The sequence below is a fragment of the Acinetobacter sp. S4400-12 genome (assembly GCF_024129495.1).
GTDB classification, from domain to species: domain Bacteria; phylum Pseudomonadota; class Gammaproteobacteria; order Pseudomonadales; family Moraxellaceae; genus Acinetobacter; species Acinetobacter lwoffii_C.
Map to the genome: position 1 here is coordinate 1 of NZ_JAMXYB010000045.1, position 15,854 is coordinate 15,854.

Sequence of the window (15,854 nt, forward strand, 5' to 3'; positions counted from 1 at the left end):
AGTGCGTGCCATTGAAAATGTAGAAATAAAAATAACTCAAAGGAGGATTTTAAGTATTTAAAACCAATTCTTCAAATGAGGACACGCTCTAGATTTCTAAAAGAAATGATTCACCTTTAGAGCAATCACCATTAAGCCATTGCCAATTTTCTATGAGTTTAATTTTTCCATTATTCTGGATTTCAATCTCAGTATTACACTGCCCTACACGTAATTCATTCTTTTCATTTATGTGATGGTAGCTCATTGTAAATGTGCTTTCAGAAGTCATGAAACCTATTAAATGTCCACTTATAATCCGACCTCCAGAATATGTAGCTTCTATTTGTTTACCAACTTGCTGATAGTGAAAAATAGTTTCACAGGATACTTCTCCATTCGCTGTATTGTTAGTATTCATGAATTTTTTATTATTCAGCAGTAATTTCATTTTTATCCCAAGATTTCCTAAAATTAATATAGACCTGATGAATTTATAAAAATAAATTTAAAATGACATGCATTTTCTTAATCAATATCCGGGCAACTGATTATAAAAATGTCTCATTTTCAAATAGTCACACCGCTTGCTGGGCCAAAAACTTCTCAATGGCCATTTGTGCTATTTCAGTATCCTGAAATGATTTCGCCCCAGAAACACCCATCGCCCCCACCAGTTGGCCTTGATATAAAATCGGCTCTCCACCTTCTAGCATGCCCGAAAAACTTTCCATAGTCAGAAAACCCATTTGACCACCTTTAATCATATCTTCGAATAGTTTGGATGGACGGCCACTTATGGCTGAGCATTTTGCTTTTTCAATTGCCAGATTTGCAGTCATTGGTGAACTGCCATCCATACGCTTCATTACCAGCAAATGACCGGTTTCATCCATAACCGCAATACTGACCTTAAAATTGTTCTGCATGGCATATTGATATGCCTGATCTAATAAAAATTCGGCATCATTTAAAGTCAGATAATGTTTGGTGTGCATCCCTCTTTTTCCTTGTTCAAGATCTCTATAAAAAAAGCCCGAAAGAATTCAGGCTTAAATAAATAGCAGAAAACTAAAAAGTTTAGGCTTTCATTTCGGCAAACGTCTCAGCCGCAGCCTGAAGCGTAAAGGCAATATCGTCATCACTGTGTGCTGCTGAAATAAAGCCAGCTTCAAAAGCGGATGGCGCCAGATTTACTCCACGTTTTAACATACCGTGGAAGAATTTACGGAAAGCATCAACATCACATTTCAACATGGAATCAAAACTGGTGATGTCTACCTGATCCGTGAAATACAGACCGAACATGCCGCCCACTTGTTGAGTCTTGAATGGAATACCCGCTTCATCTGCTGCCGCTTGCAAGCCTGTAAGAAGTTTTTCAAGTTGTGCAGTCAGTTTTTCATAGAAGCCTGGCTCGCGCAGATGTTTAAACATCTCAATACCTGCACGCATTGCCAGCGGGTTACCAGACAATGTGCCTGCCTGATAGACCTTACCAAGTGGTGCGATGCACTCCATGACTTCTCGTTTACCACCAAAAGCACCCACTGGCAGACCAGCCCCAATGATTTTACCTAGAGTCGTTAAGTCTGGCGTAACCCCATAATGCGCCTGTGCACCGCCTAGTCCGACCCGGAAACCGGTCATGACTTCATCAATAATAAATACCGAACCGTGCTCATCACACACGTCACGAATCGCTTGCAAAAATCCTTCAACGGGTGCAACCAGGTTCATATTACCTGCAACTGGCTCGACAATTACACCGGCAATTTCAGAACCGAACTTGGCAAAGCATTCTTTTAAAGTTGCAATATCATTGTATGGCAGCGTTAAAGTATGTTTGGCAAAATCAGCCGGCACACCTGCCGATGTCGCCTCGCCCTCACCTGTAGTCAAAAGACCTGAGCCGGCTTTGACTAGCAGAGAGTCGGAATGACCATGGTAACAGCCTTCAAATTTGACAATCTTGTCACGGCCTGTATAACCACGTGCCAGACGGATCGCAGTCATGGTCGCTTCAGTACCCGAGTTGGTCATACGAACCAATTCAATTGATGGCATGATGTCACAGATAATATCTGCCAGTGTCGTTTCATGCACGGTCGGCGCACCAAAGCTCAAGCCGTCTACAGCGGCATCTTGTACAGCCTTAATAATCGCAGGATGTGCATGGCCCAAAATCATTGGCCCCCACGAACCAACGTAGTCTACATAGCGTTTACCATCGACATCATAGAGATAAGCCCCTTGCGCCTTCTCAATAAAAACTGGCGTACCGCCTACGCTATTAAATGCACGCACTGGTGAGTTCACGCCGCCTGGAATATGTTTACTGGCCTGTTTAAACAATTGCTCTTGCTTTGGAGATAAGCTCATGGATGCACTCAACTAAAAAATGAAATATAAACAAAAAAAATCAAATTAAACTGTTTCTGCAAACAATGCAGCCCACGCATTTACACGCGCAGGAATGTCTTGAACCGCTAAGGCTAATATATCACTGATCACCGCACAAAGGTCAGCCCCTGCTTCAATCACGGCCTGAGAGTTTTCTACGCTTAACCCCCCAATTGCACAAATCGGCAACTGATATTTTGCTTTCGCCTGCTTTAGCGTTTCAAGCCCGATATTACCTGCTTCAGGTTTGGTATCGGTGGCATAGATCGCCCCGAAAGCGACATAAGTGGCGCCATCAGCAATCGCTTTGTCTGAAAGTTCAATTGAATTATTGCATGAACGTCCAATAATTGCGCCATGTGGCAAACGTCCAGCAGCGTCGGAAATCTCACCATCCGACTGTCCCAGATGCACCCCCAAGCCGAATTTTTCTGCCATAGCCAGATCATCATTAATCACAAAAGGTGTCCGGTATTTCTCTGCTAACGCTTTTATTAGCTCAACTTCTGCGTCTTGATCCGGTTTTGCCACTTTTTTACGGCGGTATTGCAAGATCGCAATATGGCCTGTCGCCAAGGCTGCTTCGAGTTTCTCTAATAAAAGTTCCAATGCATCATCATTGGTAATTAAATATAGACCGCGCATCGTACTCGCCACTAATAGAATGGCTCTATTATAGCCCGAAGCGTTGTTATTTTTGTGGTTCAGTGAAGTAAACCGCTGAATATCAAAGCCTGAATCTATTTTTATCTAAGGGGAGACAGTGGACTTGTTCTCCAACCTCAAAAGTCTTTTTATAAGTAGAAAAGTTATGTAATCATCTGCTGTATAAAAAATTTGGCCCATTGCTGTCACCGACAGCTTGATCGATTCAGTATTTTTAGGCATAAAAAAAGCCCGGAGAAGGTCGCTCCAGGCTTGGAAAACTGGTTGATTCAGAATAATTTACCTTGATAAAAACCTCAACTAAGTCATATCACGATTAATAAAATAATAAAATTTCGCTTACAAGTCTTTTTATCTGTTTGCACTTATCCATTAAAGCACTATTCAATAAAACATGGATATGAATTAAACAGAAATTTTATCGTATTGAGTATCAATCAAACTGATATTCATCCGTAACACATCAGCAAACATACGCCAGTCAGAAATAAAGCTGTAGAAAGGCTGCTTGAAGCTGGCCGGTTTATTTTTTTCAAAAACAAAATGTCCAATCCATGCGCAGGCATAACCTGAAAGCAGCCCATAAGTCAGATATTTGGCCTTACGCTGACGAAGCGCCTTGCTAAAAAAATAAAGTCCTATACTGCTTCCCGTAATATGCAGACGACGGCTCATAATGTGGCGATGTTCAGTCAGATAAAATCGGTAAAATTCATGATAATCACGAATGGGCATTTGCGGAGACGCCGCAACTATATTTCCCTGCTCTACTTGAATCGGTGCATTCATAACATCATCCTGAAGTCTTTCTGCAACATTAGCGCATAATTTGGACAATTAAAAGACTGTTCATCCTATAGTCTCAATCTCATTCTGGGTCTATTAATTACTGAATTTTCTAGTATTAAATAAACATATACCTATGAAATTTTATATTAATTTCTTTAATCAGCACTTTTTCCCTTTGGTCAAGTCTTACATGTGATTTGAATTTGGTTACAATCTGCTGCTTAAAAATCTAAAAATATTTCCGCGATCTTTCGCAACCTCATTACAGCAAGCAGGCTTCAGTCTTATTTGAATAGCTGAGCAGACAGGATAATTATCATGGTTGAAGTTGAACTCAAGTTTCAGATTCCGGCAGCACGCCGTCAAGCCCTGCTCAAGGCACTTGATCCTAAGAAATCGCAACAGATCCAGCTTCAGGCCAAATATTATGATACCGCTGACCGTCAGTTAGCTCAGCATGGTGTGGCATTGCGTCAACGCCTTGAAGGAACACGCTGGATCCAGACTCTAAAAGCAGCTGGCAAAAGTCATATCGAACGCTTTGAGCATAATCATGATTTTGGAGAACTGGCTCATTCGCCTGAACTGGAGCTGGGTATTTATCAGCAGTGTCCTGAAGCTCAGGAAATTCTGGTGGGTGCCCTAGGGCAACAATTTGACCATCTAAAACTTCAGTTTGAAACGGATATTGTACGTACCTTACGTGTCATTGAGTATGAAGACAGCCAGATTGAAGTCAGTCTGGATGTTGGTCATATCCGCACGCCAGATGCTGAACAGGACGTACACGAGGTCGAGTTTGAGCTTAAACAGGGTTCTGTGCAAAACCTGCTGGCTATGAGCTTTGAATGGGTCAAAAAATATCAGCTCTGGCTGGATGTACGCAGCAAGGCTGAAATAGGCAATCTCCTGGCCAGTGCCCAAACGGTTAGCCCGGCAACACAGGCTAAAGAATTTCAGCTGAGCAAAAAATCCAGTGCAGGCGAGAATCTATGCAGCCTGATTGCCCAACAGATGCAGCATCTTTTACCTAATATTGCGGCCATATCGGCGCATGTGGCTGAACAGGAGCACATTGAGCAGGCACAACAGGCCCTGCATCATCTCCATTTAAGTCTGCTACTGTTTAAGGACTGGCATACAGGCGTTTCGGATAAATGGGCACATCAGCTGGAAGCATTTAAAAAACAGTTTGAACATTTACAGCATTTGCAACATATGCAAAACACGCTGGCCAGTTTCCTGCAAAATCCAACCACCGCAGAAAACCTGACCAAAGATATTCTGTATGCTCAGGAGAAACTGAATCATCTGGTGAAATCCACCCAAAATGTGCATCATTATCTGGAATTGCTGATTTTCAGTTTAAGCGGCCATCAGAAATCCGGGCCAGATCTGAAAACTGCAGCACAAACCTGTCTACAACAACAGTATAAAGCCTTGCAAGAACAAATGAATCAAACAGATAGTGCCGATTTTGACAGTCTGGATCAGTTGTCGATGCGTATTCAGGAACTGAAATTCAGCTTCCCGATTTTGACGCATGTCTATGATGTAAAGAATCTGCAAAAATACAGCAAGGCTTTGAATGATGCCCAGCAAGCCGCCCAAGAATATCAAACTCTGGCATCTTCAGCGCTTTATATCCAGCAGACTGAACTGGAAGCCAGTGACTGGTTTGTTCTGGGCTGGCTGACCGCCAAGCAGGAAGTTTATGCACAAAAGCTGCTAGAAACGACCGAACAGTTTCTGGTCAGTCGCAAATTTCTTAAATAAATCTCATCAAAGAGTTTCAAGCACGCTACGGCGTGCTTTTTTGTTGCAGAAGTGCCTCACACAGCTATGGATCTTTGGGATATATTGAATGCTATCCCGTTACATCGTGCAGGTGTGATCCGATGGCAGAGGTTGAATTGAAATTTCAAATCCCTTTACATACACGCAGCCAGTTTGAACAAGATTTTCAGCAGTATGCGCCTGCCCGGCATCATCTATATGCCCAATATTTTGATACTCACGATCAGCAATTACAGCAACATAAAATCGCACTGCGGCAACGTCTGGAAGATAAACAATGGTTTCAGACGTTAAAGGCACCTGCGCGGCATGAGTTTGAGCGTTTTGAACTGGAACATTGCCTGGGGGAAACCCAGCCAGAATCGTGTAATTTTCATCTATATCAAAAAGATAAGCAGGCCAAAAAAATACTCAAGCAGGCAATAGGCAAGCTGAATACTCCCCTACTGCTCCAATTCGAAACAGAGGTCAAACGTCAGGTCATCCAGTATAATTACCAGCAGAGCCAGATAGAAATAGCTTTCGATATTGGAGAAATTCGCTCTGGAGACCAGATTGCTCATATTTATGAAGTCGAATTTGAGCTTAAAACTGGTACACTGGATCAACTGATTGCATGTGTAGAAACTTGGGTTGAACCTTATCAGTTGTGGCTGGATGTACGCAACAAATCTGAACGCGGTTATGCCCTATTAAAGGCTGAACAGCAGCTTCCAGTTCAGCATCAGGTTGTACTCAATTTAGAAGAGGAAACCGATGTTGCTAAAATCCTGCAAAAAATTGTAGCAAACTGTCTGACTCATCTTTTTCCGAATGCAACGGCAATTGCCCTAGAACACTATAATAGCGACCATGTGCATCAGGCACGTGTTGCAGTCCGTCGTTTACGCAGTGCCTTAAAAATTTTCCAGTCCGAAACCAAAAAATGTCCAGCTGAATGGCAAGATCAGCTGCGGGATATTTTTCAGCAATTAGGCGCTACCCGCGATCGGGATGCCTTAGCTGGAAGCCTGCTCCCACAATTAAAACAAGCCGGTTCACCACTTTTAGTATTACCTCCTGCTCCTAAAGGGCAGTTCAATATCAGTCAACTGTTTCAACAGCCCGCGATTACAAAGCTGTTTCTTGAACTTTTAGGCTTTAGCCAGCGCAAATTTAAGCCACATCCATCTTCCCATAAAACACTTTGCACCAGTCTCAGCAGCTTGCACCACAAAATTTGTGAGGATGCAGCCAATTATATACAGCTGGATATTGAGGCACGACATCGTACTCGCAAGCGAGTCAAGCGTTTACGCTATAATATTGAGTTTTTGCAAAGCCTGTTTGTCGAGCAGGAAGTAAAAGCGTATCTCAAAGCATTAAAGCCTGTTCAGGAAAGTTTAGGACATTATAACGATCTGTTCGTTGCAGAAGAGCTATTCCTTCCCTATGTGAAAAAGCAGCCCAAAGCCTGGTTTGTGCTGGGATGGATTAAAGCTGAACAACAACGCCTGTCTGCTGAAGCTGCGGCCCGGTTAATACAGTTTACTAAAACCGAGCCATTCTGGTCATAGCGACATGGCTTTAACGATTTTTGCCATACACTTTCCAGATATTATTATCTGCCAATGGATCGCTATAACTATCACTACGTTGTTTGCGTGGCTTATCGCGTGCATCCACCAGCTCAAAGTCTGGCTCGACACTCAGCACGATCCCATTTACATAAAATCGGGTGCGCGTATATTCACTTTGCCTATGCTGAAATACATAAGTCCGTAAGTCAACAAATTCACGGTGTGCCACCAACGCTGCTGTTTCATCACTGTCCAGCCAACGCTGCATGGCAGCCACCTGTTCTGCTTCAAACTGTCCGCATTTTTCTATCAGACTGGCAGTACCGCGAAAGGTTTTGGATTCTTTGGCCCGAGTCTTATTAATACGGATGCGATCCACATGAAAATAGAATAAGGGTAGATTCAGGTGACCGGGCAGGTGAACTGCATCTACGACCTCATCTTCCATAAACGGCTGAAACAGGTCTTGTGCTCTTTCAATCAGACCCAGCCATTGTGTGTAATATTCATCCACCTGCGACTTGGTGCCATAGTAAATCGGTAAACCTTCAACATTGGCCAGATTTGCGGGTGGCCATATATTCTGGCGCAACAAGGCAATATCACTTTTCAGGCTTTGTACCGCAATTGCATCTTGCATGGTATTCACACTTTAATTGCTTAGGCTATTTTTAGATTAAGGCAAAGGTTTAGTTTCTGCAAGGCTTTGCCTATAATTAGACATCAAGATTTTATAGTCAGGAAAAATTCATGGTTCAAAAGATTGAAGCAGCCGATGTAACCGAAGAAGAAGCGTTAAATGCTGCATTCTTTGAACGTGCTGATGAATTTATTAAACAGGCCAATGAATTTAGCCGCGTAAAAAAAGGTTCTCAGGAAAATCCGGCAGACAAACGCGGTCAGGTCAGCGCTGCAATGCTGTTTGGTACAGCCCGTTTTAATACCTGGGTCGCTGCCAACAATTTTAAAGATGGCAATGAAATGCGCGATGCTAAAGATCAGGTCATGTCTTATATCTTGCAGCAGTTCCAGATGATGCTGGAAGACAATTATGATGAATACTGCGAGCAGTTTGAAAACTATTTACGTTTCCGTCGTAATGAAGAGTTTCATGCCAATAAGCATCAACACGACCATGATCATTAATGAAAGCCCTACGGGGCTTTTTTTATGGACACAAAAAAATTGACTGTAGGCTGACTGTAGGCCTATATAAAAAATAATAAAAATTAAGGACGGACCAAGAATATTATGCAATCACTTCCCTTTTCAATCATTGACCCGCATATCCACCAATGGGATCCCTATACTACCCCGCATGCCGCGGCTTTCGCGGTGAAGCTGTTTGGCAAACATCCTAGATTGCTAGACAAGATGGTTCGACTGTTAAAACCCAAAGATGTGATTGAAACGATTGGCTTGACTGAACATCTGACTGCACCCTACCTGCCTGGAAATTACAAGAAAGATGCAGGTCATTATAAGGTGGAGCAGATTGTGCATGTCGAAGCCAGTTGGCATCAACAGAAAGGTACGGGCGTGGTAAACGAAACCCGCTTCATCGCTGGACTTCCTTTTGATCAGCATAATATCCAGTTAGGTGGCATTGTCGCCACGGCGGATCCACGACAGAAAAATTTTAAACAGCTCCTGCAATTACATCGTGAAGCCTCACCCAAGTTTCGTGGCATCCGTAAAATGGCAGCAGTCCATGCAGATAAAGCTATTCATGCATGGGCAGATGAACCGCATCTGTACCGCAATAAAAAATTCCTCAAAGGTTTTGAGGAACTGGCCAAGCAAGATTTAAGCTTTGATGCCTGGGTATATTCTCTCCAGATTTCAGATGTTACTGCGCTGGCCAAAGCCTTTCCAGACACACCTATCGTGCTGGATCATCTGGGTACGCCTGCTGGTTTATTTGGCAAGGTGGGTAAAAGCACTGGCAAGACAGCTCAGCAACGTGAATATATTTTTCAGGCATGGATAGAGGATCTGGCTGAACTGGCACAATGCACGAATGTATCGACTAAAATGTCTGGCTTGTTTATGCCTGTTTTAGGGCATGATTTTCATCAGCAGAAACGACTGGCAACTAAACAGGAACTAGTAGAACGTGCAGCTCCCCTGATTCAGCATGCTTTAAACTGCTTTGGAGCTAAGCGCGTGATGTTTGCGTCCAACTTTCCGATGGATCGTGTCAGCAGCTCACTCACTAACATTATTGATGCGTTTAGCGATATTGTGCAGGCTTATGATGAAAATGCCTTAAAGCCGATTTTTTATGAAAATGCTAAAGCGTTTTATAAATTATAAGAATAAGCGTCTGGATCCTTAAAAAAGGAGGAAAATACATATGCTCTGGGAAGAAATGATCGCTAGTCCCTTGTCAGAAAAACTTTTATATATTTGCCTGGTGATCTGTTTTAGTGGAATGGCATCCTGCTATTACCAACATATGATTCACTTACCCTTTAATAAAGATATTGCTTTCGGAGCAATCTTAATATCAGGTGGTATTTTCCTGTTTCTTTTTGCCACTTTCTGGTGGAGCTTAGCCAGTGCTGTGCTATCTGGCGTTTTAGGTGGAATCCTGTTTACCAGAAAAGTTACTTAAATTAGGGCTTTAAATAATATTGAAAAATAAAAAATCCCCGACTTGAGGGGATTTTTCTATTTACCTACTCACACTATGATTGCTTAACTTCTTTTCCATACTGATCGGCCATCACTTCCACCAGCTGATTTGGCTTGATGTATTTTTTAATCACGGCATCAATGTCGGCTTTACTGAGTTGGGCAATCGCCTGATCACGTTTTTCCCGATACAACAGATTACGGTCTTTATCCAGTTGCGGAACCAGCATGTTATGAATACGGCGATCATCTTCCAGCGCATTTAAGCGTTTTTTTAGAATACTGGCTTTGGCAGCTTCCACTTCCTGTTCCGTGACACCCCGGGTCAATAGCTCATTCAACACTTTATATACTGCTTGTGAAACTTGTGCTGATTTCCCTGCCGTATAGTTTGCATCAATGGAGAGCGCGCCTGACTCCGCCCATTCATCAAACTGGAGATTGGCACCAAATCCATAGACCAAGGCATTTTTTTCACGTAGCTCCTGAGCCAAACGGGAAGACAACTGGGAATTCCCCAGAATATATTCAAAGACCTGCAAAGCCGGCACATCAGGATTGTCCGCCCCCACCGGCAAAGTCATCAGTGCCTGATAGCTGCCAAACTCACGCTGCTCAGATAAGGCATGAACTTGTTGGGCAGGATAAGCTCTATATACCGATTTCAGGCGCTCATAAGGCTGTTGGGTTTTCCAGTCAGCAAAACTTTTTTTCAGGATGTTTTGCATGAACTTGGGGTTAAATTCACCCGTAACCGCAATTTGTGCATGATGGGTTTTAAAAAACTGCTGATACAAGGCCACTACCTGTTCACGGGTGGCCGCTTTAAACTGTCGGGTCGCCAGCTCAGGTTCAAAATGATAGCGAATATCTCCTGGCTGGTAGATTTCAATGATTCGCGACATGGTCAGCCCAGCAACAGTATCTGGCTCCGTATAAGGACGATCCAGAGTTGATAAAGTCTGCCCCTTGATCAGATCAAACTGGCTTTGTTCAAATACCGGGTTTTTAAGCACCTCAACCACATACTGAAAAAACTCTTCGAATTTTTCTTTTTTGGCACTGATTTGAATGGTCAAGCCATTCACCGCTGCACTTGCAGTGGCAGATCCGCCAACTTCAATAATCTTGTCTGCAATCTGCTGCAAACTCTGGGTTTCTGAAGAACGCAATAATAGATATGCCATCAGATCCAGTACTTCACCCTTATTCAATAAGGTTTGTGCTGTACCAAAATCCAGAGCAATGGTGGCATATACCTTATCATCACGTGTAGTGGTCGGAAACAGCGCATATTTAATGCCATTTTTCAGCTTACCGCGCTGGATCTGCTGTTCTTTTTCATGCAGATATTGCTTGGACTGCTGCACATAATCTTTTACTTCCGCCTGATAAACTCTGACATCCTTTAATGGTTCTTCTGCTTCAGCCGAAGGCGCTAAACTTTTTTGTGGGGCTTCGCTCTGCGCCAGTTGCTGTGCTTTTTTCTGATCTTCTGGTGTAGGCAGAATATTCCCGAAAATACGATGCTCTGGTTTAAAAAAGACCTGATAGGCTCGATTGACATCATTCACACTCAGCTTTTGGATCGAATCCAGATCTTTAAAGTATTGGCTCCAGTCCCCAGAATAAGCCACTGCATAATCACTCAGACGGGAACCTATCGCGGCTGCACTATTTTTGATCATATCGGCCTGGTTACGTACCAGATTTTTTGTACGGTTAAGTTCGACTTCATTAAAAGGCTGACTCTGCTCAATGCCTTGTATCAATCCTTCCTTTATACCTGGTGCCTGATGATTCGGTCCATAAATCGCACCCATCATCACCAGATTAAAATCCCGGTCGAGCCAGGTTGCGGATTGCACTGTGGTGGATTTCCCGGTTTCCACCATACTTTGATACAAATGTCCACTCGGTTGCAGCGTATATAACGTCGGCGAAATGGCCAATGCTGTTTTAACACTTTCATTGGCACCCGTTAAATAAATACTGTATTTTGCCAGATCACTACCTTTTTGCACGGTAAACTCACGCGGTGCGATCTGTTCAGGTTTTAAAGGCGGTACCTGAGCCTGTGCCGGAATATTGCGCGACTGGATCGGGCTGAAATGGCGATCAATCTGCTTGAGCACATCCGCCTTGTTAAACTTGCCTGAGATCACCATGAAGGCATTATTTGGTGCATACCATTGACGGTAAAACCGGTTCAGCTCCTGCATGCTAATGGATTGCAGTTCCTCCAGATCGCCAATCGCCAAACGTCCAAGATACTGATTGCCATAAGCCGCTTTAAAAATTTGATCCATCATGACCGAGAAAGGCTGATCCAGACGAATTTCACGCTCACGTTTCACAATATCAATTTCAGTCGGGACATATTTTTCTTGCAGTACCAGTTTGTCCATCCGCTCGGCTTCAAGAAAAATCACTTCATTGAGTGCCGTCTGCTCAGGCCGAACCACATTGGTATATTTGGTAGAATAATAGTCGGTACTGGCATTGGTCATTAAAGTATATTGATCCAGTCGACGCTGGAATTCATCTCCTTTGACATTGCGAGTACCTTTAAAGGCCAGATGTTCCAGAAGATGAGCCAATCCCCCCTTGCCTTGCGGATCATTCAGTGAACCGGTCAGATAAACCGTGTTCATAAATACTTTATTTTCTTTGTCATTTGGCGCGAGAATAATTCTTAAGCCATTTTCTAATTTATATTCTTCAACATTCTGCTCAGTTTTTAGTAGCACTGGCTGGGCCAGACTCAGCACCGAATAACCAGATAATAAAATCGCCAGTGTTAAACTTTTAAAGCGTATTAACATTCTTTATCCAAAATTTTAAAGGTGAATTTTTATTACCGGTCTATATTAGAAAACGACTCTTACTCTGAATAATCTTTTAAACCGGATTGCCAGAAATACCATACCGTCTGCCAAGACGATATTATGTTTTACAATGTAATTTAGATAAAAATTTCAGCCTGCATATATAACCTGGCATAGCCCGAAATTTCAATCCGATCTTCAGCTTTCAGACTGCAATACAGCTCGCCACCCCGTGCCGAAGCCTGATAGGCGACCAGTTCGGTCTTATTCAGTTTTTCCGCCCAAAGCGGTGCAATACCAGTATGGATTGAGCCTGTCACCGGATCTTCATCAATTCCGTTACTGGGCGCAAAGTAACGAGAAATACAGTCATATTGCGTAGCACCTGTGGTAATCGCCACATCCAGCAAGCTCCCCTTTGCCGTAATGGCCGTTCGCTTGCCATTTAACTGTTTGAGCAGTTCAAAGTTCGGCCGTTCGTCCAGAACATCCTGTACCGATTCATATTCAATAATATAGCCCTGAATATTCAAATAGACATTTTTAAAAGGTTTGCTCAGGGCCTGTCTGAGTTCATCCGGATATTCTGTCACCTGCTTGGCTCGACGAACTGGAAAATCCATTCTGATTTTGCCATCTGTATCCTGAGTGACCGTAAAAATCCCCAGATCTTTAACGTGAAACTGAATAGTCTTGGCTGATGTAAAATCTTTAAACAGCACAAAGCTGCTGGCTAAAGTAGCATGTCCACAGAAATCCACCTCTTTAGTCGGAGTAAACCAGCGAATCGCATAATTTTCTGCATCCCGTACCTGAACGAAAGCGGTCTCGGACAAATTATTTTCCAGGGCAATATTCTGCATCAGGCTGTCATCTAGCCACTGGTCCAGCACAATCACCGCGGCCGGATTTCCTTTAAACAGTGCTGTAGTGAAGGCATCCACCTGGTACATTTTCATTTTTATGCTCCTGTATATTAAGGTCTGTTGACCATTTATCTATGTCTATGTTTGTGACGTAAAAGGAATATCTCGCACTATTTTTAGCGAAGATATGGCAGGCAATGATGCACTGAAATTCAATCGCCAAAACAACTGCGCTACTAAATCACAGCAGCAAAATCCGAAACACTATTAAAATTCAGGCTATTTCGTCCTGTACACTCTTGCTTTAAAATAACTTCTGCAAAATCACATCTGCATACAATATCAAAAGAATGGCAAATAGCCATCAATATTGAAAAGGCTATGGAAGTAGCCACGTCAAAATCGCAAAGCACTATCGTTAATATAATTTCTTGATCAATCGGCACTTTATGCGAACGCTAAAACATCGATAAATATGTTAGGTTATCAGCAAAACCCTTTAGGCTGATTCGCTATGTCCTCATACAAAATTCATTGCATTGATGTCAAAAACTCCTTACAAAACTATATCTGGTTACTGGAACATCTACCTTCCCATCAAGTCGTGGTGATTGATCCGACTGAAGCAGAACTGGTTAAAACCTATTGCACCGAACATGCTCTGATACTCAGCCAGATCTGGCTGACTCACTGGCACAAAGACCATACGGGCGGTGTAGCCGGATTAATTCAGGAGCAGAACCTCCCTGTTTATGGTCCACGCGCAGAACTGAGTAAAATTCCGGTGATTAGCCATCCGCTTGAACATGAAAATCAATTTAACTTTCATGATATTGAAGTTCAGGTTATCTCCGTTCCCGGGCACACCTTAGGCCATATCGTTTATTTTATTGATACGCTTGATGTGCTGTTCTGTGGTGATACCTTATTTGCAATGGGCTGTGGCCGTGTTTTTGAAGGTACGTATCAGCAAATGTATCACTCTCTGTCGCGTCTGGCTGCCTTACCTCCCCGTACACAGGTCTATTGCACCCATGAATATACCTTGTCTAATGCACAGTTCGCCAAATATGTCGAGCCAGACAACCTGGAGATTCAGGAACGTTTGGAACAGGTGAAGCGTTTGCGTATGCTCGGTCAAAACACTCTGCCAAGTACCATTGAGCTAGAACTTGAAACCAATCCATTTTTACGCGCCAATAGTGTTGAAGAATTCCAGCAACTGAGAATGCAAAAAGACAATTTCTAATTCCTCATTCTCAGGATTTTAAATCCTTCTAAAGAATCTGGTTGCTTTGCGCATAAGCATCCAGTTCTGCCTGCGTTACTACGCGTAGCGTATTCATTTCATTCACTCTAACCAGCAGCAAACCACCCAGTGCTGGCTGGTAGCGACGTGCACTTCCAAAGGGTGTATAAGCCACCTGGGATTGCACACTAAACTCCAGCCAGTCTTCATGCCCCAGCATGACAGCAACCGGAGTTAAAGCCTGTTGCTGCATCTGTTCAATCTGCTGCTTTACATACTGTTCAATGTTGGGCTGAGTCATGATCTTTCAATTTCAATCTGTTTTTTCATAGTATAAATCAGAGAAATAGAAATACTGCTCAGAAAATCTTCAGCCAAGCATGCTTGAATAAAATAGAATCCAACCGGTTTATCATGAAAAGTCATGCAATAAATCTTTTACTTAACAGTCTCATTCATAATTTTCTCTTAACCAGTTGAATATTAAAAATAATTTATAATTTTTATAACCTAAAAACATACAACATTTAGTTACAACATCTTAAAAAACATAAAAATCATATACTTAAGCTATATTTGATGGCTTTTCTCCAGCTATGAATGTTCATTAAATCTGCATTTTCCTTTAAATTAAAATTATTTAAGGCAATCGCCCTTTAAAACAATTTTTTTCACCCTTATCTATCATTTAACAATGATGAAGGAGTTATCTCATGAAAAAAGTGGTTAAAGCTAAAAACTTGATCGCCTTTCGCCTGTGGTTAGAAAAATTAGGTTATTCAGTTCGCACTCTGGCTGATGACCGTGGCTTCAGTTTCAGTTTTAAAAAAGAATATGGCCTGGTGACCTGTGACCTCTCCGGCAATGCTTTAGCCATGCAGCTCGGTGAAGAATTTGAAGATCACTTAAAAGCCTGATCAGCAGGTTTGATACACTTGAAGATAGGGATGTCGATTCAAAGAAGTGAATGCAATAAAATTTTAAATCTTTTCAGCCCATTGTTATGGGCTTTTTTATACTTCTAAGATTTAGAAATTTCAGGCGAAAAAAAACAAGGTCATCGCCTTGTCTCTTTTGATGG

16 protein-coding genes are annotated in these 15,854 nt (G+C 42.5%); 7 read left to right on the plus strand and 9 right to left on the minus strand.

Features of this window, described 5'->3' with window-relative positions; translation table 11 throughout:
- Positions 1–88 precede the first annotated feature (88 nt).
- The 5 genes from NI461_RS12900 to NI461_RS12920 all read right to left on the minus strand — a co-directional run bounded on the left by NI461_RS12900 (position 89) and on the right by NI461_RS12920 (position 3,837).
- The gene (locus NI461_RS12900) at positions 89–430 is read right to left on the minus strand and encodes a hypothetical protein (protein ID WP_174659916.1); all 342 of its coding nucleotides are present in this window, start codon (positions 428–430) and stop codon (positions 89–91) included.
- Between the two features lie 127 nt (positions 431–557).
- Positions 558–977 carry a heme-binding protein gene (locus tag NI461_RS12905; RefSeq protein ID WP_174659917.1) on the minus strand — a complete coding sequence of 140 codons (420 nt, stop codon included), beginning with the start codon at positions 975–977 and terminating at the stop codon, positions 558–560.
- An 82-nt stretch (positions 978–1,059) separates the two neighbouring features.
- Entirely contained in the window at positions 1,060–2,361 is a 1,302-nt protein-coding gene (gene hemL, locus NI461_RS12910; protein WP_151204580.1) for a glutamate-1-semialdehyde 2,1-aminomutase, read from the minus strand.
- 45 nt (positions 2,362–2,406) lie between these two features.
- A complete protein-coding gene (thiE, locus tag NI461_RS12915) occupies positions 2,407–3,027 on the minus strand; it encodes a thiamine phosphate synthase (protein WP_174659918.1) in 621 nt (206 codons plus the stop codon).
- A gap of 426 nt (positions 3,028–3,453) precedes the next feature.
- Positions 3,454–3,837 carry a DUF962 domain-containing protein gene (locus tag NI461_RS12920; RefSeq protein WP_174659919.1) on the minus strand — a complete coding sequence of 128 codons (384 nt, stop codon included), beginning with the start codon at positions 3,835–3,837 and terminating at the stop codon, positions 3,454–3,456.
- Positions 3,838–4,155: 318 nt separating this feature from the next.
- On the opposite strand from NI461_RS12920, the gene NI461_RS12925 reads away from it, so the two are divergent.
- Both NI461_RS12925 and NI461_RS12930 read left to right on the plus strand, forming a co-directional pair.
- Positions 4,156–5,613 (plus strand): inorganic triphosphatase, encoded by a 1,458-nt coding sequence (locus NI461_RS12925; protein ID WP_174659920.1) that lies wholly within the window; start codon positions 4,156–4,158, stop codon positions 5,611–5,613.
- Positions 5,614–5,735: 122 nt separating this feature from the next.
- Complete coding sequence (locus NI461_RS12930; RefSeq protein ID WP_174659921.1) at positions 5,736–7,190, plus strand: CYTH and CHAD domain-containing protein; 1,455 nt, start codon at positions 5,736–5,738, stop codon at positions 7,188–7,190.
- A gap of 10 nt (positions 7,191–7,200) precedes the next feature.
- Here NI461_RS12930 and NI461_RS12935 read toward each other — a convergent pair whose 3' ends face one another.
- A complete protein-coding gene (locus NI461_RS12935) occupies positions 7,201–7,833 on the minus strand; it encodes a hypothetical protein (RefSeq protein WP_174660582.1) in 633 nt (210 codons plus the stop codon).
- Positions 7,834–7,943: 110 nt separating this feature from the next.
- Between NI461_RS12935 and NI461_RS12940 the strand changes: the two genes are divergently transcribed.
- The 3 genes from NI461_RS12940 to NI461_RS12950 all read left to right on the plus strand — a co-directional run bounded on the left by NI461_RS12940 (position 7,944) and on the right by NI461_RS12950 (position 9,810).
- Positions 7,944–8,339 carry a DUF3144 domain-containing protein gene (locus NI461_RS12940; RefSeq protein ID WP_174659922.1) on the plus strand — a complete coding sequence of 132 codons (396 nt, stop codon included), beginning with the start codon at positions 7,944–7,946 and terminating at the stop codon, positions 8,337–8,339.
- 105 nt (positions 8,340–8,444) lie between these two features.
- On the plus strand, positions 8,445–9,509 hold the full coding sequence (locus tag NI461_RS12945; protein WP_174659923.1) for an amidohydrolase: 1,065 nt from the start codon (positions 8,445–8,447) through the stop codon (positions 9,507–9,509).
- 40 nt (positions 9,510–9,549) lie between these two features.
- Positions 9,550–9,810: a hypothetical protein gene (locus tag NI461_RS12950; RefSeq protein ID WP_174659924.1), complete on the plus strand. Its 261-nt coding sequence runs from the start codon at positions 9,550–9,552 to the stop codon at positions 9,808–9,810.
- Positions 9,811–9,883: 73 nt separating this feature from the next.
- Here the strand turns inward: NI461_RS12950 and NI461_RS12955 are convergent, their stop codons facing one another.
- On the minus strand, positions 9,884–12,655 hold the full coding sequence (locus tag NI461_RS12955; protein ID WP_174659925.1) for a pitrilysin family protein: 2,772 nt from the start codon (positions 12,653–12,655) through the stop codon (positions 9,884–9,886).
- 140 nt (positions 12,656–12,795) lie between these two features.
- Positions 12,796–13,617: a PhzF family phenazine biosynthesis protein gene (locus NI461_RS12960; protein WP_174659926.1), complete on the minus strand. Its 822-nt coding sequence runs from the start codon at positions 13,615–13,617 to the stop codon at positions 12,796–12,798.
- Positions 13,618–14,038: 421 nt separating this feature from the next.
- Between NI461_RS12960 and gloB the strand changes: the two genes are divergently transcribed.
- Entirely contained in the window at positions 14,039–14,773 is a 735-nt protein-coding gene (gene gloB / locus NI461_RS12965; RefSeq protein WP_174659927.1) for a hydroxyacylglutathione hydrolase, read from the plus strand.
- A gap of 28 nt (positions 14,774–14,801) precedes the next feature.
- On the opposite strand, the gene NI461_RS12970 is transcribed toward gloB, so the two are convergent.
- A complete protein-coding gene (locus NI461_RS12970; RefSeq protein WP_151208170.1) occupies positions 14,802–15,074 on the minus strand; it encodes a hypothetical protein in 273 nt (90 codons plus the stop codon).
- Positions 15,075–15,486: 412 nt separating this feature from the next.
- On the opposite strand from NI461_RS12970, the gene NI461_RS12975 reads away from it, so the two are divergent.
- A complete protein-coding gene (locus NI461_RS12975; protein ID WP_151204559.1) occupies positions 15,487–15,690 on the plus strand; it encodes a hypothetical protein in 204 nt (67 codons plus the stop codon).
- The last annotated feature ends 164 nt before the right edge of the window (positions 15,691–15,854 follow it).